Source organism: Paeniglutamicibacter sulfureus, assembly GCF_030512175.1.
GTDB lineage: Bacteria > Actinomycetota > Actinomycetes > Actinomycetales > Micrococcaceae > Paeniglutamicibacter > Paeniglutamicibacter sulfureus.
Genome location: NZ_JAULBL010000002.1, coordinates 2,860,896 through 2,884,921, shown reverse-complemented (window position 1 = coordinate 2,884,921; position 24,026 = coordinate 2,860,896). Strand labels below are relative to the sequence as shown.

Sequence of the window (24,026 nt, the reverse complement as noted above, 5' to 3'; positions counted from 1 at the left end):
GGTGGCGATTAGTCGGTCACCAGGTGGTGCTCGAACCTAACAATATTAGCAAACTCGGCGGCGTCCAAGGATGCCCCTCCGACCAACACGCCGTCGACATCGCGTTCGGCCAGGATCTGCGCCACGTTCGACGCCTTCACCGAACCGCCGTAAAGGACCCTGACCTTGGAGGCCGTCTCGTCGCCGAAGAGCTGCGCGAGCTCGGTGCGGATTGCCGCGCAGAGTTCCTGCGCGTCGGCCGGTCCCGCCACCTCGCCGGTGCCAATCGCCCACACCGGTTCGTAGGCCACCACCAGGGTCTCGGCCTGCTCGGCGGTGATGCCTGCCAGCGAACCGCGCAACTGCTCCAGCGTGTATTCAACGTGGGTGCCGGCCTGGCGGATCTCAAGTCCCTCGCCCACGCACAATACCGGGACCAGCCCGTGGCGGTACGCTGCGGCGACCTTGGTGGCCAGCAGCTCGTTGGACTCCCCGTGCAGCGCACGGCGCTCACTGTGGCCCACCAGCACGTAGGCGCAACCGAGCCGTGAGAGGAACTGCCCGGAGATTTCCCCGGTGTAGGCACCGGAGTCCTGCGCCGAGAGGTCCTGGGCGCCGTAGCGCACCGGCAGGTTGTCACCCATGGTCAGTGTCTGCACGCCGCGCAGGTCGGTGAACGGCGGGAAGACCGCCACCTCGACCCGCTCGAAGTCGTGCTCGGCGTCGGCAAGGGTCCAAGCCAGCTTCTGCAAAAGCGTGATGCCTTGGACGTGGTCCATGTTCATCTTCCAGTTGCCGGCAATCAGCGGCTTCCGGTCGAATTTTCCATTCGTGGATGTGGTCACTTACGCGCCTCCAAGGCAGTCAGGCCAGGCAGTTCCTTGCCCTCGAGGTACTCAAGGGAGGCACCGCCGCCGGTGGAAATGTGTCCGAAGTCGTCATCGTGGAAACCCAGCGTGCGCACGGCCGCGGCGGAGTCGCCGCCGCCGACGACGCTGAATGCCTCCGAGTCGGACAGCGCACCGGCAACGGCACGGGTGCCGTTGGCGAACGCCGGGATCTCGAAGACCCCCATCGGGCCGTTCCAGAACACCGTGTTGGCACTGCGGATGTAGCTGGCGAACTTCTCCCCGGAATCCGGACCGATGTCCAGGCCCAGGCCGGTGGCGCCGAAGGCACCGCCGGTGATGTTGTCCGCGGCCAGCACCTCGTGCTCGGCATCTGCCCCGAACTTGGAGGCCACGACCACGTCGGTGGGCAGCACGATGTCGCAGCCCAGTTCCTTGGCGCGCTTGAGGTAGCCGCGGCAGGTCTCGAGCTGGTCTTCCTCCAACAGGGACCCGCCGACCTCGTGGCCCTGGGCCTTGAGGAAGGTGAAGGCCATGCCGCCGCCGATCAGCAGGTGGTCGGCGCGGCCCAGCAGGTTGTCGATGACGGCAAGCTTGTCCGAGACCTTGGACCCGCCCAGCACGACCACGTAGGGGCGCTTGGGAGCCTCGGTGAGGGTCTTGAGGACCTTCACCTCGGTGGCCACCAGGTCGCCCTGGTAGGCCGGCAGCAGTGCGGCGATGTCGAAGACCGAGGCGTGCTTGCGGTGCACCGCACCGAAGGCGTCGTTGATGTACGCGCCGTCTTCGCCGGTCAGCGCGGCGAGCTCCGCCGCGAATTCGGCGCGCGCCGAGGCGTCTTTGGAGGTCTCGCGCGCATCGAAGCGCACGTTTTCCAGGACCAGGACGGCGCCGTCGGTCAGTTCCCCGGCCAGTTGGCGGGCCGAGGGGCCCACGACGTCGGTGGCCGTGCGCACGTCGAGCCCGGAGAGCTCGGCGAGCCGGGTGGACGCCGGGGCAATGGAGTACTGGGGGTCGGGTTCGCCCTTGGGGCGACCCAGGTGAGCCATGACAATGACGCGTGCGCCGGCCACGGCCAGCTTCTGCACCACGGGTATGGAGGCGCGAATACGCCCATCGTCGGTGACGGTGAGGCCATCGAGCGGCACGTTCAGGTCGCTGCGGACCAGAACGCGCCGCCCAAGGACACCATCGGCGATCAATTCGTCGAGAGTGTGGGAAGTCATTTGACTAGGCTATCGGAAGAGTCCGGGACTAACCGAGACGCGCGCCGACATAAACGGTGAGGTCAACAAGTCGGGTCGAGTAGGCCCACTCGTTGTCGTACCAGGCGACGACCTTCGCGGTGGTGCCGATGACGGAAGTCAGGCCGGCATCGAAGACCGCGGAGTGCGGATCGTGGACGATGTCGGTGGAGACCAGCGGATCCTCGGAGTACTTCAGGAAGCCCTTGAGCGGACCCTCTTCCGCTGCCTTCTTGAAGGCCTCGTTGATCTCCTCGACGGAGGCCTCGCGGGCCAGGTTCACGGTGAGGTCGGTGGCCGAGCCGGTCGGGACCGGGACGCGCATGGCGTAGCCGTTGAGCTTGCCCTTGAGCTCCGGGAGGACCAGGCCGATGGCCTTCGCTGCACCGGTGGAGGTCGGGATCATGTTCAAGGCGGCGGCGCGTGCGCGGCGCGGATCCTTCTTGTGCGGGGAATCCTGCAGGTGCTGGTCCGCGGTGTAGGCGTGGATGGTGGTCATCAGGCCGTCGACGATGCCGAACTGGTCGTTGAGGACCTTGGCCACGGGGCCCAGGCAGTTGGTGGTGCAGGAGGCGTTCGAGATGATGTGGTGCTTGTCGGCCTCGTACTTCTCGTGGTTGACACCCATGACAATGGTGATGTCTTCCTTGGAAGCCGGCGCAGAAATGATGACCTTCTTGGCGCCTGCCTGCAGGTGCTTCTCGGCATCCGCGGCCTTCGTGAAGAAGCCGGTGGACTCGATGACGACGTCCACTCCCAGTTCGCCCCAGCCCAGGTGGGCGGGATCCTTCTGCGAGAGGACCTTGATGCGCTTCTTTCCCACAACGATGAAGGCGCCGTCGACGGTCACGTCTTCTTCCAGGCGGCCCATGATCGAGTCGTACTTGACCAGCATGGCCAGGTCGTTGATGGACCCCAGGTCGTTTACTGCAACAACTTCGATGTCTGCGCCATGAGCCAGGCTGGCTCGCAGGAAGTTGCGACCAATGCGTCCGAAACCGTTAATGCCAACACGGGTAGTCACGTGTATTTCTCCTAAACAGAGTGGTGTTGCCACTGCCGCGAAAAGAGGGCCCCGGTGTTGGGACACAGGAAACGGAGTGGCTTGGAAAAAATTGGACACTCCGTTGTGTCGTCAGCTGGGATGCTGACCGGGTTATTGCGTGTCTTGCGGAATTAACCGCAAGACACGCAAAACTCGATGTTTACATCTTACGCCATAGAGGCGATAAATGTGAGGAGGCTTACGTCTCCAAGTCCTCGGATTACTTGCCGGGGACGACAAGCTTCGGGGCACCGGCACGCGCCGCCTCGAAGCGGGCCGAAACATCGGCCCAGTTCACGATGTTCCAGAAAGCCTTCACGTAATCGGCCTTCACATTCACGTAATCCAGGTAGAACGCGTGCTCCCACATGTCCAACATCAACAACGGAGTCGTCGCCACCGGCACGTTGCCCTGCTGGTCATACAACTGCTCGATGACCAACTGGCCACCCAGGCCCTCAAAGCCCAGCAACGCCCAACCCGAACCCTGCAGGCTCATCGCCGCGGCCGTGAAGTGCGCACGGAAAGCGTCAAAGGAACCAAACGCGTCGTCAATCGCCGCAGCCAACTCGCCCTCGGGCTTGTCCCCGCCCTCCGGGGAAAGGTTGTTCCAGAAGATCGAGTGGTTCGTGTGACCACCCAAGTGGAACGCCAGGTCCTTGGACAACTTCGGAACGTTCCCGAACTCGCCCTTCTCCCGCGCCTCGGCCAGCTGCTCCAACGCCGTGTTCGCACCGGCCACATAGGCAGCATGGTGCTTCGAGTGGTGCAGCTCCATGATCCGCGCCGAAATGTTCGGCTCCAAGGCCGCGTAATCGTACTGCAGCTCAGGCAAGGTATAAATAGCCAAAATGACTCCTCATTCTCTTCGGCACCCAGCGGGACGCGGGCGCACTCTTCTTCGTTACTGCATCTCCGCGCAGCTGGCGGAAAACTCGTGGTTTCAGTGCTCCAGCATATCCAAGGGAACGCTCGCCTCGGTGCCGGGTATTCCCAACTCGGAAGCTCTTTTGTCGGCCATGGCCAAGAGCCGGCGAATCCGCCCGGCGATCGCGTCCTTGGTCATGGGCGGCTCCGCCATGCGGCCAAGCTCATCGAGGCTGGCCTGCTTGTGCGCCACGCGCAGGGCTCCGGCGTACTTGAGGTGCTCGGGGACTTCCTCGCCGAGGATTTCCAGCGCGCGGTCGACCCTGGCACCGGCGGCAACGGCCGCCTGGGCCGAGCGGCGCAGGTTGGCGTCGTCGAAGTTGGCCAGCCGGTTGGCCGTGGCACGGACTTCCTTGCGCATGCGGCGCTCCTCCCAGACCATCAACGCATCGTGGGCGCCCATGCGGGTGAGCAGCTGCGCAATGGCCTCGCCGTCGCGGATGACCACGCGGTCAACGCCGCGGACCTCGCGCGCCTTGGCCACCAGGCCCAGGCGCCGCGCGGCACCGACCAGAGCGAGCGCCGATTCGGGGCCGGGGCAGGTGATTTCCAGTGCGGAGGACCGCCCGGGTTCGGTCAGCGAGCCGTGGGAGAGGAACGCTCCGCGCCACACGGCCTCGGCGTCGGCGGTGGAACCGTTGACGATGACCGAGGGCAATCCGCGCACGGGGCGGCCGCGCCCGTCGAGCAGGCCGGTCTGGCGCGCCAGGGACTCGCCGTCGCGGACGACCCTGACCACGTAGCGGTTGCCGCGGCGCAGGCCGCCGCCGGAGACGACGATGATTTCAGAGGTGTGTCCGTAGACTTCGGCGATGGCGGCACGAAGCCGCCGGGCGGTGGAGGCGAGGTCGACCTCGGCCTCGATGACGATGCGTCCGGAGATGATGTGGAGTCCACCGCAGAATCGCAGCATGGTGGATACCTCAGCCTTGCGTTCGGAGGATCTCCGAATCTCAAGCCGGGACAGCTCGTCCTTGACGGAAGCCGTCAGTGCCATGGATTGTTTCCTAACTGCTGGGCTCGTCTGTGCTGAACGTGGTGAACACGTCGTGGTAGGCGGCGGCAAGTCTCAAGGGGTCGTGGACTGCTCGTCCGGCACCAACCCCTACTTTACCGAAAAACGTGCGGGCACCTAGCCGGGCGGCGGCCTGGGTGAAGGCCTCGTGGTCGGAAATCGTCGTCGGGTCGGCCAATACGGCGTCCAGGCGCAGCTGTGGAGCGTACCTGGAGATGACCTCGAGGTGCGCCGCCGCATCCATCCCTCCGGTCTCGGCGGTGGTCGTGGAGAGGTTCATGGTCAGCAGCCGGCGGGCAGGGGTTTGTTGCAGCGCTTCGCGCATTTCCGGCAGCAGCAGGTGGGGCAGCACCGAGGTGTACCAGGAGCCGGGGCCCAACACGACCCAGTCAGCCAGCTCGATGGCGTCAAGCGCCTCGGTGCAGGCGGCGGCGTCGGCGGGTTCCAGGCGCACATTGGAAACCAGCGCGCTCTCCCCTGCCTCGGCCAGGTTCGCCTGGCCGGAGATGCGCCTGCGCACCAGACCGGTGCCGGCGTCCTCCTGCAGCACGTCCCCGGTGATGGTCAGCGGGGTGGTGCTCATGGGCAGCACCTGGCCGCGGGCGCCCAGCAGTGCACCTGCCCAGCGCAGCCCCGCCACCGGGTCCTTGAGCAATTCCCACAGGGCCACGATCAGCAGGTTGCCGACAGCGTGCTGGTCCAGCGTGGCGTTGGTGCCCGGCTTGGAGGTGAAGCGGTGCTGCATGACATCGCGCCAGGTCCTCCCCCAGTCGGTGTCATCGCACAAGGCTGCAAGGGCCATGCGCAGGTCCCCGGGTGGCAGCACGTCGAGTTCCTCGCGCAGGCGCCCGGAGGAGCCCCCGTCGTCGGCGACCGTGACAACGGCGGTCAAGTCGGTGGTGAGCCGGCGCAACGCCGACAGCGAGGCGGAGAGACCGTGGCCGCCGCCGAGGGCGACGACGCGCACCACCTGGTTGTCCTCGGCGGAACGTGCGGGGGGCTGGATGGGGATGGGGCCGGTGAAAAACGCCATGGTGGACTACTCGCGCCCCAGGTCCCGGTGCGTGATGTTGACCCGCACGCTTGGCAGCTGGGCCAGCCGGCGCCCGATCTCCTCGGCCGTGGCCACGGAACGGTGCTTGCCGCCGGTGCAGCCCACCGCGATGGTGGCGTAGTGCTTGTTTTCCCGGCGGTAGCCCTCGAAGACCGGTTCCAGGGCGCCGATGTAGCGCTCGATGAATTCCGCCGCCCCCTTGGCCGACAGCACGTAGTCGGAGACCTGCTTTTCCTTGCCGGTGTGCGGGCGAAGTTCCGGGACCCAGTGCGGGTTGGGGATGAAGCGGACATCCGCCACGTAGTTGGCATCGGTGGGCAGCCCGTACTTGAAGCCGAAGCTCATCACGTTCAGCCGCAGCACGATGGGGCCCGACTCGGAGAAGAGCTCGGTGATCGAGCGCGCCAGGTCGTGCACCGACATCTCGGTGGTGTCCACGACGATCTCCGCGGCTTCCTTCAGCTCGCGCAGCACCTCGCGTTCGCGGTTGATCCCGTCGACGATCCGCTCGTCCTCCTGCAAGGGGTGAGGGCGCCGGCCCTGCTCGAAGCGGCGCACCAGAAGGTCGTCGGCCGCGTCAAGGAAGAGCACCCGGTAGGCGATGCCGGCGCTGGTCAGCGCGTTCAGGTTCTCGCGCAGCTGCGGGAAGAGCGACTTGGAGCGCACGTCCATCACCACCGCGAGCTTGGGGATCGATCCCCCGGAGTGGGCCACGATCTCGGTGAGCATGCCCAGCAGCGTCGGGGGGAGGTTTTCCACCACGTACCATCCGTGGTCTTCCAGCGCGTGGGCGGCGGTGGTGCGGCCGGCACCCGACATGCCGGTTATCACCAGAAGTTCGGACTCGGGAGGTTTCACGGGGGCAAGCTCGGAGGTCATGACCCCTAGCCTAGTCGCCTTTGCGCGCCCAACCTGCTAGTCAAGTACCTCTCCGGTCGTCATGTTCACTGCCGGCGCACCGGTGCCTGCGGCGGCCAGCGCCTCATGCACCGTGGCGGCAAGCACCGGGCCGATGCCGGGAACGGCCGTGAGTTCCTCGACGGAGGCGGCGCGCATCTTTTTCATCGAGCCAAAGTGCTTGCGCAGGGCGTCGCGCTTGGCCGGTCCCAGGCCGTTGATGGTGTCAAGTAGTGAGGTGGTCATCGAGGCCGAGCGCTTCTGGCGGTGGAAGGTGATGGCGAAACGGTGCGCCTCGTCGCGGATCCGCTGGACCATGTACAGCGCGTGGGAGGCCCGCGGCAGGATCACCGGGAACTCGTCATCGGGCAGCCACAGTTCCTCCAGCCGCTTGGCCAGGCCGACGACGTAGATGTCGTCGATGCCCAGGTCCGCAAGCGCCCGGGAGGCGGCGGCGACCTGCGGCGGGCCGCCGTCGACGATGACCAGCGAGGGCGGGTAGGCGAACTTGCGCGCCGGCAGTCGTTCGGAGGCGTCGGCGATGTCGATTTCGCCGCTGACCATCGGCACGGTGTCGGCCATTTCCGCGAGGTAGTTCCTGAAGCGGCGGGAGATCACGTCGTACATCGAGGCGGTGTCATCCCGCGCAGCGTCCCCGGTGATCGCGAACTTGCGGTAGTCGCTCTTTTTCGGCAGCCCGTCCTCGAACACCACCATGGAGGCGACCACGTTGGTGCCCTGGGTGTGGGAGGCGTCATAGCATTCGATGCGCAGCAGCGGGGTGGGAAGCCCGAGCGAGTCCTGCAGTTCCTGCAGCGAGGCCGAGCGGGTGGTCAGGTCCCCGGCGCGCCGGGACTTGTGCAGGCGCAGCGACTGCTCGGCGTTTTCCCGCACGGTTTCGGCCAACGTCGCCTTGTCCCCGCGTTGGGGAACGCGCAGCGAGACGGCCGAGCCGCGGCGTTCGTGCAGCCACGCGGCCACCTGCTCGGTGTTCTCCGGCAGCACCGGGACCAGCACCTCACGCGGAATCCTGTCGTCCCCGGCGGCCTCGCCGTAGACCTGGGTGAGCAGGTGCTCGATGAATTCGGCAGGGGTCGAGTCCTCGACCTTTTCCACGACCCAGCCGCGCTGGCCCCGGATCCGCCCGTTGCGCACATGGAAGACCTGCACGGCTGCCTCGAGCTCGTCCTCGTGCACGGCGAAGATGTCGGCCTCGGTGTTTTCGGCCAGCACCACCGCGTTGCGTTCGAAGACCCGGCGCAGCGCGGCGATGTCGTCGCGGTGGCGGGCGGCCTGCTCGTACTCGAGCTTGGAGACCGCATCGGCCATCTTGGCTTCGATCTCCTTGATGAAGCGGGTGCCTTCACCGCCCATGAACTGGCACAGGTCCGCGGCGAGCTGCTTGTGGTCCTCGGGGCTGATGCGCCCCACGCAGGGGGCCGCGCATTTGTCGATGTAGCCCAGCAGGCAGGGCCGCCCGGAGGATTCGGCGCGCTTGAACACCCCTGCCGAACAGCTGCGCACCGGGAAGACACGCAGCAGCGTGTCGAGGGTTTCGCGGATGGCCTTGGCCGGGTAGAACGGCCCGAAGTACTTGGTGTCCTTGCGCTTGTCCCCGCGCATCACCTGGGCGCGCGGGTACTTCTCCCCCATGGTCACCGCGAGGTACGGGTATGACTTGTCGTCGCGGAAGACGATGTTGAACCGCGGGTTGTACTCCTTGATCCAGGTGTATTCCAGCTGGAGGGCCTCGAGCTCGGAGCCCACGACGGTCCACTCCACGGAGACGGCGGTGTGCACCATGGCGTGCGTCTTGGGGGTGAGCCCGGCCGGGTTGGCGAAGTAGGAGTTCAGCCGGGAGCGCAGCACCTTGGCTTTGCCGACGTAGATGACCCGTCCCACTTCGTCGCGAAAGCGGTACACCCCGGGGTTGACCGGGATGTCCCCCGTCGCGGGGCGGTAGCTTCTTGGGTCTGCCACGTCTGCGCCCTTCGTTGCTAGTCGGTGATGGGTGTCTGGTTGTAGGCGTCCACGCGTTCCTGGCCCGTGAGCTCCGCGATGGCATCGACGATCGTGTCGGTGGCTGCGCGGCGCTGCGGCAGCGGGTGCTTGCGTCCCAGGTGCTCGAATTGCAGCGGCTTGCCGAAGGCCAGGGTGAAGTGGTGCGGGGTAATCCGGTTGGTTCCGGCCGGCTGCAGCTTCTCGGTGCCGATGAGTCCGACGGGCACCACCGGCGCCCCTGTGCTCAGCGCCAGCCAGCCCACGCCGGTGCGTCCGCGGTAGAGCATGCCGTCGCGGGAGCGGGTGCCCTCGGGGTAGATGCCGATGCCGCCGCCGGTTTCCAGGATGTCGACCAGGGATTCCAGTGCCGCCACGGAGGCAGCCTGCTCGCCGCGCTGCACCGGGATGGAGCCCACGGACTCGAAGAAGGTCTTCATGGCCTTGCCCTTGAGGCCGGGGGTGGTGAAGTACTCGGCCTTGGCGAAGAACGCCACGTCGCGCGGGGTCAGCGCCTGGATGATGATGGAGTCCAGGAAGGAGAGGTGGTTTGAGGCGATGATGACGGGCCCGGTGCGCGGCACGTTTTCCAGGCCGGTGACGGTGGGACGGCACAGCCCCGAAAGCAGCCCGCGGATCGAGGAGCGGGTCATGGTGTACAGGCTCATTTAGGCGATGGCTCCCTTGGTGGTGGCGGCCATGACCGATGCGCGCACGGCTTCCCCGGCGGCGTTGCCCAGCAAGAGGTCGGCAAGTTCGGCAAGGTCCGCCGCGTGGGCGCCTGCCCCGGCGGCTGCCAGTTCGCCGTCGTCGGCGAACCCCCAGCCCGCGCCGATGGACGCGATGTTGTTCTCGTGGGCGGCCTCGATGTCGTAGCGGCGGTCCCCCACCATGACGCAGCTTGCCGGGTCCAGGTTGTGTTCGCTCATCGCCGCGGCGATGATGTGGGTCTTGGAGGACGATGTGCCGTCGCCCTCGTCGTCGTTGCCGAAGATCCCGTCAAGCAGCGGTGTGATTTCCTGCACCGCAAGCAGTTGGCGGGCAATGTGCGTGGGCTTGGCCGTGGCCACCAGCACCGTGGTCCCGGCGGTGCGAAGTGCTGCCAGAAGCTCCTTCACGCCCGGGTAGGGACGCGAGGCTGCCATGCCGGTTTCGGCATATTGCGCGCGGTAGGTGGCGATCAGGAAGCCGATGTCGGCGGCGGTGACGCCGTCGATGGAGGCCAGCCCGATGCTCAGCGGCGGGCCGATGAGGGAACGGAGTTTTTCTTCACCCGGGTCGGGGATCTGCGCCTGCGTCAACGCATGGCGGATACCCGAGGTGATGGCCCCGGCCGGATCCACGAGGGTTCCATCGAGGTCAAGGAGCACGGCGGAGGGAGCAATCATCACTGTTGTATTCTCGCATGGACTGGGCGCCATCGCCGTTCGTGCATGCCCGAAGCGGCATACACGAACGGCCGTGGGGCCTAGCCAAGTAGCGGCGCGAGGAACCTTCCGGTGTAGCTGTCTTCGACCTTGGCGACCTCTTCCGGGGTGCCGACGGCAATGATCTCGCCGCCGCCGGATCCACCCTCGGGGCCCAGGTCGATGACCCAGTCGGCGGACTTGATGACATCGAGGTTGTGCTCGATCGTGATCACGGTGTTGCCCTTGTCGACGAGACCCTGCAGGACCAGCAGGAGCTTGCGGATATCCTCGAAATGCAGGCCCGTGGTGGGCTCGTCGAGCACGTAGATGGAGCGGCCGTTGGAACGTTTCTGCAATTCCGCGGCGAGCTTCACGCGCTGAGCCTCGCCGCCGGAAAGCGTGGTGGAGGCCTGTCCGAGGCGGACGTAGCCGAGCCCCACGTCCACCAGCGTGCGCAGGTGGCGGGCGATCGGGGTGAAGGCGGCGAAGAATTCCGCGCCCTCCTCGATCGGCATGTTCAGCACGTCGGCAATGGATTTGCCCTTGTAGTGCACTTCCAGGGTCTCGCGATTGTAGCGCGCACCATGGCAAACCTCACACGGGACATACACGTCGGGCAGGAAGTTCATCTCGATCTTCAGCGTGCCGTCGCCCGAGCAGGATTCGCAGCGTCCTCCCTTCACGTTGAAGGAGAATCGGCCCGGCAGGTAGCCGCGGACCTTGGCCTCGTTGGTCTCTGCAAAGAGCTTGCGGATGTGGTCGAAGACCCCGGTGTAGGTCGCCGGGTTCGATCGCGGGGTGCGGCCGATGGGCGACTGGTCGACGTGGATGACCTTGTCCAGGTGCTCGAGGCCCTCGACGCGGGTGTGCCGCCCCGGGACCTGCTTGGCGCCGTTGAGCTTGTTGGCCAGCACCTTGTAGAGGACGTCGTTGACCAGGGTGGACTTCCCCGAGCCGGAGACGCCGGTGATGGCCGTCAGGACACCGAGCGGGAAGCGCGCGGTGAGGTCCTCGAGGTTGTTTTCGCGGGCGCCCACGACGGTGACCTGGCGCTTCTTGTCGATCTTGCGGCGCTTGGCGGGCACCTCGATCTTCCTACGCCCGGAGAGGTAATCGCCGGTGATGGAGCGGGTGTTCGCCTTCAGGTCCGCCAGTGATCCGGAGTGCACGACCTCGCCGCCGTGTTCCCCGGCGCCCGGACCGATGTCGACGATCCAGTCGGCCTCGGCAATGGTGTCCTCGTCGTGCTCGACGACGATCAGGGTGTTGCCCAGCGAACGCAGCCGGGTCAGGGTTTCGATGAGCCTGCGGTTGTCGCGCTGGTGCAGGCCGATGGAGGGCTCGTCAAGCACGTAGAGCACGCCCACCAGTCCGGAGCCGATCTGCGTGGCCAGGCGGATGCGTTGGGCCTCGCCGCCGGAGAGCGTGCCGGCGGCGCGTTCCAGGTTCAGGTACTCGAGTCCGACGTCCAGCAGGAAGCGCAGGCGGGCCTGGATCTCTTTGAGCACCTGGGTGGCAATCTGTGCCTCGCGCCCGCTCAGGACGAGGTTCTCAAGGAACTCGGAACAAGTGCGCATCGGCATGGCGGAGACCTCGGCAATGGACTTGCCGTTGATCAACACCGAGAGGGAGGCGGAGTTCAGGCGTGCGCCGTTGCATTCCGGGCAAGGGATCTGCCGCATGTACTCTTCGTACTTGTCGCGGGCATTGTCCGACTCGGTTTCCAGGTGCTTGCGGTGGATGTACTGCACCACTCCCTCGAAGCCGGTGGAGTACTTCCGTTCCCGACCGAAGCGGTTCTTGTACTGCACGACGACCTTGTGGTCCTTGCCGTGCAGAATGGCCTGCCGGGCCACCGCGGGCAGCTTGTTCCAAGGGGTCTCGAGTGTGAAGTCGAGTTCGGCGCCAAGGCCCTCGAGCAGGCGGTTCCAGTATTCGCTGGTTGCTGCTCCCAACGACCATGGCGCGATGGCGCCTTGTCCCAGCGGCATCTCGACGTCGGGAATGATCAGGTCTTCGTCGACCTCAAGGCGCGTGCCGATGCCGCTGCAGGCCGGGCATGCGCCAAATGGGTTGTTGAAGGAGAACGAGCGGGGCTCGATCTCATCGATGGCCAACGGGTGTTCGTTGGGGCAGGCAAGGTTTTCGGAGAAGGCGCGTATACGACCCTCGTCTTCCGGATCGAGGTCCACGAAATCAATCAGGACCCGGCCCTCTGCGAGGTTGAGCGCGGTTTCGATGGAGTCGGTCAGGCGCTGGCGAACGGTGTCGTTGATGGCCAGACGGTCGATGACAACCTCGATGGTGTGCTTGAACTGCTTGCCGAGCTTCGGCGGATCGCTGAGCTGGATCGTTTCACCGTCGACCCGTGCGCGGGAATAGCCCTTGGAACCCAGTTCCTTGAACAGGTCGACGAATTCCCCCTTGCGGCCGCGGACTACGGGTGCCAGGACCTGGAAACGGGTTTTGGGTTCCAGCTCAAGCAGTTGGTCAACGATCTGTTGCGGGGTCTGCTTCGTGACGGCCTCGCCGCAGACAGGGCAATAGGGGCGACCCACACGGGCCCAGAGAAGGCGCATGTAGTCGTAGATTTCCGTGATGGTTCCCACGGTGGAGCGGGGGTTCTTGGAGGTCGACTTTTGGTCGATCGACACCGCCGGCGAGAGTCCCTCGATGAAGTCGACGTCGGGCTTGTCGACCTGGCCGAGGAATTGTCGGGCGTACGCAGACAGCGATTCGACATAGCGCCGCTGCCCCTCAGCAAAGATGGTGTCGAATGCGAGGGAGGACTTGCCCGAGCCGGAGAGGCCGGTAAACACGATCATCGCGTCGCGCGGCAAATCCAGGTCGACATTGCGCAGGTTGTGCTCGCGCGCGCCCTTGACCACCAAGCGGGTCAGGTCGTGCGGACGGAGGGTTTCAAGGGAGCGGGAAGTAGCCACCAGAACATGCTAATCGAAAACTGGTTCGAATTGCGCGTCCTTGTGAGGAACAAGACTTGGGTCTAGCCGACCTGGGAACTGAACGCTGCGCGAACGTAGCCGACGGCCGCTTTTTCGGAGATCCCCCAGCGTGTCGCAACGGCAGCAAATTCCGACGCGGCGTCGGCCACCGCAACCGATCCTTCATCACCGGTGGCCTGGACAATGGTGCCGTGTCGCCCGCGGGTCACGACCGCACCGCTGGCTTCCAGTTCCTTGTAGACCTTTGCCGCGGTGTTGACCGCGAGGCCCAACTGCTCGGCGAGCGCCCGAACCGAAGGCAACTTGGTTCCTGCCTTGAGGCGCCCCTTGGAGATGGCGGCCAGGATCTGCTGCCTGACTTGTTGGTAGGGAGGGGTTTTGTCGGTGCTGTCGACAGTGACAAATGCCAGTGGATTGCTGTCCATGCGAGCCTTCCTTCGTTGATGCTGGGGGCAGGGCCTTCGTTTCAGACTATCGCCTGGCCATGGCCGCGCCACGTAAGGTGAAGTCATGACAGAAATCTTCCTTGACCTCACCGACGTGAGCATACGATCCGTGAGCGTCTCCGAAATGTCCAACAACATTTACCTGGTGACTTCGAAGAGCGACGGCTCGCAACTCCTGATTGATGCCGCCGACGATGTGCCGGCCATCGACGGCCTGATCGCATCCGCTTCGTCCGATTCGGAGGTTGCCCCGAGGCTTGAGGGCATCGCGACCACTCACCAGCACTGGGACCACATCAGGGCGCTGCACGAGTACGCGGAGCGCACCGGCGCGAAGACCTATGCGGGTACTGAGGACGTACAGGGAATTGCCGAGGGTGCCGATGTGGCCATTGACGTTGCGTTGAACCACGGCGACACGGTGTCGGCGGGGACAACGGTCCTGAAGTGCGTGCACCTGCGTGGCCATACCCCAGGATCCATCGCCTATGTACTTCGTGACAGCGGAGGCACCACGGTGATCTTCAGTGGCGACTCGCTGTTCCCGGGCGGCGTGGGGAACACGCAGAACGATCCGCAGCGCTTCACGACGTTGATTGATGACGTAACCACACGACTCTTCGAGCAGTATCCCGATGAAACCCTGGTGCTTCCGGGTCACGGGGCCACGACGACGTTGGGCGCGGAGCGGCCGAGCCTGGCGGAGTGGCGCGCTAGAGGCTGGTAATCACGACACTGTCGGTCGAGCCAGGCGGAGGCGATTCGGGCGTCCCCGGCAACGGCGGCGCCATGGCTCGGTACATCTGCCCGCTGGGCGTTTTTATTAGGATCGTGTGCCGGGGACCCAGAATCACGAATTCTTCCCAACCGGACGTTTCCTTGGTCTGGTTGCAGCGAACGCATCGTCCATCGCCATTGACTTCCGTCGTCTTTCCGCCCCTGGCCACTTGATAAACGTGGTCGTAGTGGCGAATCGGGGCGTCGCAATAGGGTGTGCGACAGAACTGATCTCGTATCGAGATCAATTCCTTCAGCTTTTGGGGAAGAATCCGAGCTTCCGAGTCCATGGCCACGAGCTGACCGCTAACCGGAGCCGTATATAGGCGTCGGACCCATGCTTCTGCTTCATTTTCACCGTCGGGACCGGTGCGGTCACCAGTGATCATCCAGCGTGCATACTCTGCGGATACGGTTCCGTAGCCTTTGATGAATGCCGGCTCGCTGTCACCTACCATTAAGCATCGGTCCGTCATCACGACCTCAACCGACAGTGGCGGTCGCGAGGCCAGTTGCTGGCCGGTGACACACTCCACCACGAAGTCGGCCATGACCTGCGCATCGGTGCGCTTGTCTTCCGCTGAGCGGCGTTTGGCAGCAGCCTTGGCCAGCCCCTCCTTAAGGGCGACGCCTTGCACCACTGGCAGCAGCCCGCTCACTCGCATCATCCCGTCCGGAGTGGGCGTCACGGATATGCGTCGCTTATTCATCGCGTCGGCATGGTTGTTCATATCCGTTTTGTTGCTGAACGCCAGAACTTCCTTCTTGGCTCGAGCCAGGAGTTGTTTGTCGCCTACGCCTTCCAACGCCCCACGCTCGCCAGCGATTTCCCGGTCAATGAGTTCACGGACGCCGGGATCCAACTTGTTGGTTTCGCGCACCAGGAGCATGGCCCGATCTTCGTTGAGTTCTCCGCGCTCCAAGGCGTTATAGGTATAGGGCATGTGCTCGATCATGGATTTCGAGTAAGAGATAAAGCTCGACCCTAGGCGTTGTGCGACCTTGCGAGCCAGCGCCACTTCGGCACCAGCACCGCGGTTCGGGTTCTCCGTGTAGATCCCCTCATCCTCATGCCGGGCGATGATGTCCTGCTCGAGCCCGTAGGCTTCCTTCGCCTGGGCCGCACAGATTGCGGCCTTGGCCCTTTCCAGTGCCGAAATCCTCGCCACTCTGACCCGTTCTCCAACATTCTGGGGCAGGAGGGTCATGGCAACGCCGACGTCGTCGATGAAATCGACGTATTCATCCCCTGGCCTTTGCGCCAACGCGCGTTCCCTGGCGGGCATTTCCATGCCTACGGGTATATGGCGGTGGCCAAGGAGAATTTCCCCGGCAGCCTCGGCGGAGAGCGAGCTCGGGTTCGACAAGTAGCCTTCGCACTCTTCGAACATATTTACTACTATACGCCTGTTCCAGACAAATATGAAGAGCTTGATGAATTTTCAGGCTCCCGAAAATCCATGTCACCGCGGGATCGAGATACCACCTTGGGCAACATGCGGAGGAGCACGTTCGACACCCCTGCCTACTTGAAACGCATCCCCTGCGCCTCGCAGGCGCTCTTGAAAGATTCCTCGTCCGTGATGACCGGTACTCCGGCGGCATCGGTTGACACCGCCGCGCGAATCGACTCGGTTGACGACGCGGCGCCATGTTCCGCGGCCTTGGCCATGTTGGCGCGGCCTACGCTTCCATCGTCCGTATAACCACTGCCAAAGTGGATGCAGGCAGTGTTTCCCTGGACATCGCGCTGGCGAAATTCGTCGGCCGATGGTCCCGCACAGGCACTGAGCATAAGGGTGGCCACGGCGAGCGCGGGCAAGAGGCTTTTTCCCATGTCCCCACCCTACGAGAGGGCACGGCTCCCCGGGGCAATCTAGCGCTTGCGGCCCACCATGAAGATGCGACGGAAGGGAAAGAGCGTGACGGTCCCGCCGCCGTGGTCGTCAACGGCCGGATAGGCCTCGCTCACCAAGGCTCCGTACTGGGCCTCGAAGTCGGCGGCGTCTGTCGCGCTGAGCCGGGCCAGGACCGGGCGCAGCGCGGTTCCGCGGACCCACTCCAGCACCGGGTCCGGTCCAGAGAGGATCTGCCCATAGGTGGTCTCCCAGACATCGGGTTCAAACCCGGCATCCAGCAGGATCTTCAGGTAGTCGGAGGGTTCCCCCGACGCGTCGTCCTGCCGCAGCACGCCGGACAGTTGCGGCGCCCAGCGCTCCGATTCCGCGAGCTGCCTCATCAGCGCGTGCGACGGCGAATGGAAGTTGCCCGGGACCTGCGCGGCAAACCACGCCCCCGGCGCCAACGCCTCCAGCCAGCGGGCGATCAACTGCCGGTGTTCGGGAATCCATTGGAGCATGGCGTTGGAGACAAGTACGTCGGTATCTGGCTCTGGCGTCCACTGCCTCGCATCGGCGAATTCAAAGGAGAGGTATTCCGCATGGTGCTTGGAGCGCGCCTGATCGATCATTTCCACCGACGAGTCCAGGCCCACCACGCGGGCGTCCGGCCAGCGCTCGGCCAGGGAATGCGTCAGCGGTCCGGGACCGCACCCCATGTCCACCACCAGTTGCGGTGTCGCGGCGGTGATGCGGGCCGTCAGATCGTAAAACGGACGATCTCGGTGATCTGCGAACTGCACGTACTTGTTCGGGTCCCATTTCATAACCACAGCGTAGGCGGAAAGGTCCACGTAAACCGATAGTCTTGGACACATCATGAAACTTACCGAGTTGCTGCCCAACACTCCCCCGCGCGGTGCCACCGCCGAATCAACCTATGAAGCCTTCGTGAAGTGGGTGGAGGACCGCGGCATCGGGCTGTACCCGGCGCAGGACGAGGCCGTCATGGAGTTCGTGGCAGGCAACAACGTCATCCTGGCCACACCCACGGGTTCAGGCAAGTCCCTGGTGGCGGTCGCCGCGCACTTCCATGCACTGGCCCGCGGGGAACGCAGCTACTACACGGCGCCGATCAAGGCGCTGGTCTCGGAAAAGTTCTTTGACCTCTGCAAGATCTTCGGCGCGGAGAACGTCGGCATGGTCACCGGTGACTCCTCGGTGAACCAGGATGCACCCATCATCTGTTGCACCGCCGAGATCCTGGCGAACATTGCGCTGCGCGAAGGCAAGAACGCCGACCTGGGTCCGGTGGTCATGGACGAGTTCCACTTCTATGCCGACCCGCAGCGCGGTTGGGCCTGGCAGGTCCCGCTGCTGGAACTCCCGCAGGCTCAGTTCCTGCTGATGAGCGCGACCCTCGGCGACGTCACCCGGTTCGAGGACGAACTCACGCTGCGCACCGGGCGCGCCACCACCACCGTGGCGCACGCCGAACGCCCCATCCCCCTGCACTACTACTACTCGCAGGACCCGGTGCAGGAAGCCATCGAGGAGTTGCTGGGCACCAAGCAGGTGCCGATCTACGTGGTGCACTTCAGCCAACTGGAGGCCATCGACCGGGCCAGCGGGTTGATGAGCATCAACGTGTGCACCCGCGAGGAAAAGGACCGGATCTCCGAGCTGATCGCCGGATTCCGGTTCGCCCCGGGCTTCGGCAAGACGCTGAACCGGCTGGTCCGCCACGGCATCGGCGTGCACCATGCCGGCATGCTGCCCAAGTACCGCCGGTTGGTCGAGCAGCTGGCCCAGGCCGGCCTGCTCAAGGTCATCTGCGGCACCGACACCCTGGGCGTTGGCATCAACGTGCCCATCCGCACGGTGTTGATCACCGCGCTGTCCAAGTACGACGGGGTGCGCACGCGCATCCTGAACGCCCGCGAATTCCATCAGATCGCCGGACGCGCGGGCCGCGCCGGGTTCGACACCGCCGGGACCGTCGTCGTGCAGGCCCCCGAGCACTCCATCGAGAACAAGAAGGCCATGGAGAAGGCGTTGGCGAAGTTCGGCGACGACTCCAAGAAGCTGCGCCAGGTGACCAAGAAGAAGCCGCCGCAGGGCTTCGTGACCTGGGGCGAGAAGACCTACGAACGGATCATCGCCTCCACCCCCGAGACGCTGAATTCCTCGTTCGCGGTGACCCACTCGATCCTGTTGAACCTGCTGGCGCGCGAGGGCGATTCCTTTGCCGCGGCCCGCCGGCTGCTCACCGAGAACCACGAGCCGCCGGTGCGCCAGCGCGCGCTGCAGCGCAAGGCGCTGGGCATCTTGCGCGAGCTGCTGGCCACCGGCGTCGTCGAGCGCCTCGAGCACCCCGACAGGCACGGCAACATGCTGGCCCTCACGGTGCACCTGCAGGAGAACTTCGCGCTGAACCAGCCGTTGTCCCCCTTCGCGCTGGCGGCCCTTGAGCTTTTCGACGCCGAGTCCCCCGGCTATGCGCTGGATGTGGTCTCGGTCATCGAGGCGACGCTGGAAAAGCCGCGCCAGGTGCTCTCGGCCCAGGAGAAGAAGGCCCGCGGCGAGGCGATCGCCGCGATGAAGGCCGAGGGCATGGAGTACAACGACCGCATGGCCGCGCTCGAGGAGGTCAGCTACCCGCAGCCGCTGGCCGAGGTGCTGGGCAACGCGTTTGAGCAGTACCGCGCCGGCGCCCCGTGGCTCGGCGACTTCGAGGTCGCCCCCAAGTCGGTGGTCCGCGACATGTACGAACGCGCCATGAGCTTCAGCGAATACGTGCAGTTCTACTCGCTGGCCCGCTCCGAGGGCGTGCTGCTGCGCTACCTCACCGACGCCTTCAAGGCGCTGCGCCAGACCGTGCCGCAGGACGCGCTGCGCGAGGACCTCTCGGACCTCATCGAATGGCTCGGGGAACTGATCCGCCAGATCGACTCCTCGCTGCTGGACGAATGGGAGGAACTGGCCAACGGCGTGCTGCACGAGCCCGACGCCGAGATCATCCCGCCGGCCCCCGAGCGCCTGACCTCCAACGAGCGCGCCTTCCGCGTGATGGTGCGCAACGAAATGTTCCGCCGCGTGAAGCTCTTCGCCGACGAGCAGGACGGTGCCCTGGGCGAGCTGGACGGGCACAGCGGCTTCGGTGCCGATGCCTGGGCCGATGCCATGGACGCGTACTTCGAGGAACATGAGGACATCGACGACGGCCCCGGTGGCCGTGGCCCCAACCTTCTGCTGATCACCCCGTCCAAGGAGTCATGGAAGGTGCGGCAGGTCTTCGCCGATCCGGCCAACCACCACGACTGGGGCATCGACGCCACGGTGAACCTGGCCGACTCCGACGAGGCCGGCTACCCGGTCATCACGGTGACAGGCGTGGGGCGCCAGGACTAGGACGGCCCCTGCAAATGCGCCCGCCGGATCATTCCGGCGGGCGCATTTCCTTTGCGCTAAAAGCCCAGCAACTTGGTCAGCGGCAGCACCTGGTTGTGGGCCAACAGCACCACCGGCACCACCAGCCCGGCCAGCGCGTATGCGGAGACCGGCACGCAGAGCAGCCACTCGCGCACCGAACCGGCCCGCCCCAGCACGGGAATGGCTATGCGACCACCCGGCTTCCACACGTCCTTGAGCAGCGGAACGCGGCGGATGAAACGCGGGGAACGGATCCGCACCGGCCAGATCAGGTTGCAGCCGCCAACGGTGAGCATGTCACCTGCAATGTGCACCGCGCAGCCCACTGCCACCGCAAGCACCAGCCAATTCTGCTCGTCCGGCGAGAACACCGCCACGAAGATGCCGGCCGGCACCGAGAGGAGCCACGGCAGCTTCGCCATGGTGTCGGGAATGAACTTCAACGCCTTCAACGCGAAGGACACCAGCAGCACCGCCAGCAACCCGGCACCCGGATAGACCAACCCGAAGCGGGTGGAATCCACTGTCCACATGCCCAGCACCCACGCCATGAACGTGAATGCGGCAATGCCCAGCAACGAGTGCGTGCCGTTGCGGTGGCCGCCGGACACCTCGCCGATGCCCGCGCAGATCGCGTTGGACACCGGCGGCAGCGAGTGCGCGATGGTGGCCCGGCGATGGTCCGCGTCGGGCAGCAGCGCCGCCCCGGCACAGACCATCGCCCCCGCGACCCCGGCAATCGGGGACTGCTCCAGCAGGCCGAAGCCCAGCGGGATGGCGTCGGGCAGCCAGGGAAGGTGCTCGGGGAGGCTCCCGGTGGGGAGCTTGAAATTCGTGGTCAACGCGATCCAGGCTGCTGCGCCGGTGGCCGCGTGGTGGCCGCCCATCATATTGCTTGGTGCCGTCCTTGCTTTTGTTCTTGCGTGTCGATCGCCCCCAACCTTAGGGGCCCGCACCCACGCGTTGGATTCACGGCACGCAAACGCTGCCGGTAGGCTTGGTCACATGCATTCGATTCGCCCGGCACAGCCCTCCGACGCCGCCGCCATCCTGGATCTCATCCACGAATTGGCCATCTTTGAGCGCGAGCCCGACGCGGTGAAAAACACCGAGGCCGATCTCCTCGCCCACCTCTTCGGAGCCGACCCGAAGGTCCATGCGCACGTGGTCGAGGAGCACGGCACCGTCCTGGGCTTCGCCCTGTGGTACCTGACGTATTCGACGTGGGAGGGCACGCACGGGATCCACCTGGAGGACCTGTACGTGCGCGAGCGTGCCCGCGGCGCCGGACACGGCAAGGCGTTGCTGGCCTCCCTGGCGCAGATCGCGGTGGAGCGCGGCTACCGCCGCGTGGAGTGGAGCGTGCTGGACTGGAATGAACCGGCCATCGGCTTCTACGACTCGCTGGGCGCCGGATCGATGGACGGCTGGACGGTGCGCCGGCTCGAGGGAGCGGCGCTGGCTGCATTGGGGAACCGGAAATGAGCACCACCCACGTCTTCCGCGGCATGCGCAGCACCGAGCACTACTTCGAGCTGCCGCTTGACCACTCCCGGCCCGAGGGCGAGACCCTCACGGTGTTCGCCCGCGAAATCACCTCCACCAAGCACGAGGACCCCTCGGCGATGCCGTGGCTGCTCTTCCTGCAGGGCGGGCCCGGCGGCAAGTCCCCGCGCCCCGCCTCGCTCACCGGCTGGATGGCGGAGGCCGCCAAGACCTTCCGGATCCTGCTGCTGGACCAGCGCGGCACCGGCCTGAGCACCCCGGCCAACCGCCAGTCCCTGCCGCTGCGCGGGGACGCGGCGGCCCGGGCCGCCTACCTCACCCACTTCCGCGCCGATGCGATCGTGCACGACGCCGAGGCGATCCGCCGCGCCCTGGGGATCTCCTCCTGGAGCACCTTCGGCCAAAGCTACGGCGGCTTCTGCACGCTGACCTACCTGTCCCTGGCCCCCACGGCCCTTGACCGCTGCCTGGTCACCGGCGGGCTGGCCTCGCTCACCGCCGACGCGGACACCGTCTACCGCGCCACGTACGCACGGATGGCCGCGCGCAACGAGGAATACTTCGGCTGGTACCCGCAAGACCGCCTGGTCCTGGACGAGGTCGTCGCGCACCTGCGCGCCACCGAGGAGCACCTGCCCAACGGGCGGGCCCTGACCGTGCCGCTGGTGCAGATGCTCGGCCAGTTCCTGGGCGGCAACACCCGGGTGCACTCCCTGCACCATGTCCTGGAGGGCGCCTTCATCGACACCCCCGGCGGCAAGCGGCTCTCGGACACCTTCCTGGCCGCCGTGGCCGAGCAGGCCGACCGCACCACGAACCCGCTCTATGCGCTGCTGCACGAGTCGATCTACGGACAGGGCGCAGCCACCAACTGGGCCGCCGAACGCGTGCTCGGGGAATTCCCGGCCTTCTCCCCCGACGCGGCGTCCCCGCTGCTGACCGGAGAAATGGTGTACAGCTGGTACTTCGACTCCGACCCGGTGCTGCGCCCGCTGGAGGAAACCGCGCGGATCCTGGCCGAACACGAGGACTGGGGCCGACTCTACGACCCGGAGGTCTTGGCTGCCAACACCGTGCCGGTCGCTGCCGCCGTCTACACGCACGACGTGTACGTGGACAGGGACCTGTCGATGGAGACCGCCGCCGCGGTGGGCAACATGCGCGTGTGGGAAACCGACGAATTCCACCACGACGGAATCGGCGACGACGGCTCGATGATCTTCGCGAAGCTGCTGGAAATGAGCAACGCGGATTCCTAGGCCCGCGCAACCTCGCGCACGCAGAAGACGGCAACCAGCAGGATGAAGCCCAGGCACAGGTAGCCGAGCCCGGCGTAGCCCAGCCACGCCAGCAACAATCCGGAACCGGCGGCGCCCAATGCCCCGGCGGCACCCATGAGGGTGTCGGAAACACCCTGGACCAGCACGCGGCGTCCGCGCTCCACCCGCGAGGCCAGGAACGCGGAGCCGGAAACGGTGCACATGGACCAGCCCAGGCCCAGCAGCACCAGGCCGGTGGTGACCGCTGCCCGCGAGTCGGCACCCAGCCCGGCGACCAGCACCGCCGCCACCAGCACGCCCTGGCCCGCCAGCATCATCCGCGGCTGCCCGATCCTATCGGCCAGTGAGCCGACGAGCGGGGAGAGCGCATACATGCCGGCGATGTGGAGCGAGATCACGAACCCGATGACCACCAGGATGTCGGCGGTGCCCCCGTGCATTTCGTGCCCCGGGATGGCGGCAAGATCCTTGAGGTGCACCGGGGTCATCGACATGACGCCCACCATCACCAGGTGCGCCACCACGATGGTGGAGATGCCCAGGGCCGCCCCCGGCGATTCCCGCACCGCCACCAGCCCGGTGGCCAGCGATCCGCGTCGGCGGCCCACCGCCGGCGGGTGCGGGGCAATGCCGTCGGCGGCCTCCCAGGCGCGGGCCAGGTCGATGGGGTCCGGGCGCAGCCCGATGTTCAGCACCAGGATGGCCAGGACCATTCCGGCAAGCGAGAAGAGGAACGGCCCGCTCATCGGCGGCAGCCCCAGGCCCTGGCCCAGCACTGCTCCCGGTCCAATGAGGTTCGGGCCGGCAACCGCTCCGATCGTGATGGCCCAGACCACCAGACCCAGATCGCGACCGCGGGTGGCGTCTTCGGCAAGGTCGGTGGCGGCAAAGCGGGCCTGCAGGTTTGCCGCGGACCCCACGCCCAGCAGCGCAGCCCCGAGCATCAGCACAGCGAAGCTCTCCAGCACCGGGGCCAGCATCATGCCGACGGCGCCCAGCCCGGCCAGGAAGTAGCCGAAGGACAGCGCCACGCGGCGGCCGCGCTTCACCGCGAGGGCCGCCAGCGGCAGGGCGCTGAGCGCGCCCGCGACAGAGATCGCGGTGGTGGCCGCACCGGCGAAGGCGTTGGACCCGGTCAGCTCCACGGCCATGAGCGACCCGATGGCCAGCCCCGCGCCGTTTCCCACGCCGGACAGCAGCTGGGAGGCGGAAAGCGTGAAGACCACGCGGCGCTGCGCCCTGGTGCGCGTTGACTCGGGGATGAGCAGGGTTTTCCGGGATACAGTCACCCTCGGCAGTCTAGCAACGTACGCGGGGGTTAAAGAGCTGCGGGGCCCGCTTCCCGAAGGAAACAGACCCCGCCTGCGC

The 24,026-nt window shown here is 65.9% G+C and carries 21 protein-coding genes; 4 read left to right on the top strand and 17 right to left on the bottom strand.

Features of this window, described 5'->3' with window-relative positions; translation table 11 throughout:
• Positions 1 to 8: 8 nt before the first annotated feature.
• From tpiA to Q2T94_RS19710, 12 genes are all read right to left on the bottom strand, one after another.
• Positions 9 to 824: a triose-phosphate isomerase gene (gene tpiA / locus Q2T94_RS19765; RefSeq protein WP_302266274.1), complete on the bottom strand. Its 816-nt coding sequence runs from the start codon at positions 822 to 824 to the stop codon at positions 9 to 11.
• On the bottom strand, positions 821 to 2,053 hold the full coding sequence (locus tag Q2T94_RS19760; RefSeq protein WP_302266273.1) for a phosphoglycerate kinase: 1,233 nt from the start codon (positions 2,051 to 2,053) through the stop codon (positions 821 to 823). Before Q2T94_RS19760 ends, tpiA begins: the two co-directional genes overlap by 4 nt.
• A 28-nt stretch (positions 2,054 to 2,081) precedes the next feature.
• The gene (gene gap / locus Q2T94_RS19755) at positions 2,082 to 3,095 is read right to left on the bottom strand and encodes a type I glyceraldehyde-3-phosphate dehydrogenase (RefSeq protein WP_264269136.1); all 1,014 of its coding nucleotides are present in this window, start codon (positions 3,093 to 3,095) and stop codon (positions 2,082 to 2,084) included.
• Between the two features lie 241 nt (positions 3,096 to 3,336).
• Positions 3,337 to 3,966 carry a superoxide dismutase gene (locus Q2T94_RS19750; protein ID WP_264269137.1) on the bottom strand — a complete coding sequence of 210 codons (630 nt, stop codon included), beginning with the start codon at positions 3,964 to 3,966 and terminating at the stop codon, positions 3,337 to 3,339.
• A 93-nt stretch (positions 3,967 to 4,059) separates the two neighbouring features.
• A complete protein-coding gene (gene whiA, locus Q2T94_RS19745) occupies positions 4,060 to 5,040 on the bottom strand; it encodes a DNA-binding protein WhiA (RefSeq protein WP_264269138.1) in 981 nt (326 codons plus the stop codon).
• Between the two features lie 10 nt (positions 5,041 to 5,050).
• Positions 5,051 to 6,091: a gluconeogenesis factor YvcK family protein gene (locus tag Q2T94_RS19740; RefSeq protein WP_264269139.1), complete on the bottom strand. Its 1,041-nt coding sequence runs from the start codon at positions 6,089 to 6,091 to the stop codon at positions 5,051 to 5,053.
• 6 nt (positions 6,092 to 6,097) lie between these two features.
• Positions 6,098 to 6,991, bottom strand: coding sequence for an RNase adapter RapZ (gene rapZ, locus Q2T94_RS19735; RefSeq protein ID WP_264269140.1), 894 nt, complete (start codon positions 6,989 to 6,991; stop codon positions 6,098 to 6,100).
• Positions 6,992 to 7,027: 36 nt separating this feature from the next.
• Positions 7,028 to 8,989, bottom strand: a complete 1,962-nt coding sequence (uvrC, locus tag Q2T94_RS19730; protein WP_302266270.1) for an excinuclease ABC subunit UvrC — start codon at positions 8,987 to 8,989, stop codon at positions 7,028 to 7,030.
• Between the two features lie 17 nt (positions 8,990 to 9,006).
• Positions 9,007 to 9,675 carry a lysophospholipid acyltransferase family protein gene (locus Q2T94_RS19725; protein WP_264269142.1) on the bottom strand — a complete coding sequence of 223 codons (669 nt, stop codon included), beginning with the start codon at positions 9,673 to 9,675 and terminating at the stop codon, positions 9,007 to 9,009.
• Entirely contained in the window at positions 9,676 to 10,395 is a 720-nt protein-coding gene (locus Q2T94_RS19720; protein WP_264269207.1) for an HAD hydrolase-like protein, read from the bottom strand.
• Positions 10,396 to 10,475: 80 nt separating this feature from the next.
• Positions 10,476 to 13,358, bottom strand: a complete 2,883-nt coding sequence (gene uvrA, locus Q2T94_RS19715; RefSeq protein WP_264269143.1) for an excinuclease ABC subunit UvrA — start codon at positions 13,356 to 13,358, stop codon at positions 10,476 to 10,478.
• A gap of 62 nt (positions 13,359 to 13,420) precedes the next feature.
• The gene (locus Q2T94_RS19710) at positions 13,421 to 13,804 is read right to left on the bottom strand and encodes a GntR family transcriptional regulator (RefSeq protein WP_264269144.1); all 384 of its coding nucleotides are present in this window, start codon (positions 13,802 to 13,804) and stop codon (positions 13,421 to 13,423) included.
• Between the two features lie 85 nt (positions 13,805 to 13,889).
• On the opposite strand from Q2T94_RS19710, the gene Q2T94_RS19705 reads away from it, so the two are divergent.
• On the top strand, positions 13,890 to 14,552 hold the full coding sequence (locus tag Q2T94_RS19705) for an MBL fold metallo-hydrolase (RefSeq protein WP_302266268.1): 663 nt from the start codon (positions 13,890 to 13,892) through the stop codon (positions 14,550 to 14,552).
• Here the strand turns inward: Q2T94_RS19705 and Q2T94_RS19700 are convergent.
• From Q2T94_RS19700 to Q2T94_RS19690, 3 genes are all read right to left on the bottom strand, one after another.
• Positions 14,539 to 15,993: an HNH endonuclease gene (locus Q2T94_RS19700; RefSeq protein WP_302266266.1), complete on the bottom strand. Its 1,455-nt coding sequence runs from the start codon at positions 15,991 to 15,993 to the stop codon at positions 14,539 to 14,541. The two genes, Q2T94_RS19705 and Q2T94_RS19700, sit on opposite strands and share 14 nt — an antisense overlap.
• 134 nt (positions 15,994 to 16,127) lie before the next feature.
• Positions 16,128 to 16,439 carry a hypothetical protein gene (locus tag Q2T94_RS19695; RefSeq protein WP_302266265.1) on the bottom strand — a complete coding sequence of 104 codons (312 nt, stop codon included), beginning with the start codon at positions 16,437 to 16,439 and terminating at the stop codon, positions 16,128 to 16,130.
• 39 nt (positions 16,440 to 16,478) lie between these two features.
• Positions 16,479 to 17,267, bottom strand: coding sequence for a trans-aconitate 2-methyltransferase (locus tag Q2T94_RS19690; protein ID WP_264269148.1), 789 nt, complete (start codon positions 17,265 to 17,267; stop codon positions 16,479 to 16,481).
• Between the two features lie 52 nt (positions 17,268 to 17,319).
• Here Q2T94_RS19690 and Q2T94_RS19685 point away from each other — a divergent pair, with 52 nt between their 5' ends.
• Positions 17,320 to 19,851: a DEAD/DEAH box helicase gene (locus Q2T94_RS19685; RefSeq protein ID WP_302266264.1), complete on the top strand. Its 2,532-nt coding sequence runs from the start codon at positions 17,320 to 17,322 to the stop codon at positions 19,849 to 19,851.
• A gap of 56 nt (positions 19,852 to 19,907) precedes the next feature.
• On the opposite strand, the gene Q2T94_RS19680 is transcribed toward Q2T94_RS19685, so the two are convergent.
• Positions 19,908 to 20,762, bottom strand: coding sequence for a metal-dependent hydrolase (locus tag Q2T94_RS19680; protein WP_302266262.1), 855 nt, complete (start codon positions 20,760 to 20,762; stop codon positions 19,908 to 19,910).
• A gap of 115 nt (positions 20,763 to 20,877) precedes the next feature.
• Here Q2T94_RS19680 and Q2T94_RS19675 point away from each other — a divergent pair, with 115 nt between their 5' ends.
• Entirely contained in the window at positions 20,878 to 21,357 is a 480-nt protein-coding gene (locus Q2T94_RS19675; RefSeq protein WP_302266260.1) for a GNAT family N-acetyltransferase, read from the top strand.
• Positions 21,354 to 22,637 carry an alpha/beta fold hydrolase gene (locus Q2T94_RS19670; RefSeq protein WP_302266259.1) on the top strand — a complete coding sequence of 428 codons (1,284 nt, stop codon included), beginning with the start codon at positions 21,354 to 21,356 and terminating at the stop codon, positions 22,635 to 22,637. Before Q2T94_RS19675 ends, Q2T94_RS19670 begins: the two co-directional genes overlap by 4 nt.
• Here Q2T94_RS19670 and Q2T94_RS19665 read toward each other — a convergent pair.
• The gene (locus Q2T94_RS19665; RefSeq protein WP_302266258.1) at positions 22,634 to 23,947 is read right to left on the bottom strand and encodes an MFS transporter; all 1,314 of its coding nucleotides are present in this window, start codon (positions 23,945 to 23,947) and stop codon (positions 22,634 to 22,636) included. The two genes, Q2T94_RS19670 and Q2T94_RS19665, sit on opposite strands and share 4 nt — an antisense overlap.
• Positions 23,948 to 24,026: the final 79 nt, after the last annotated feature.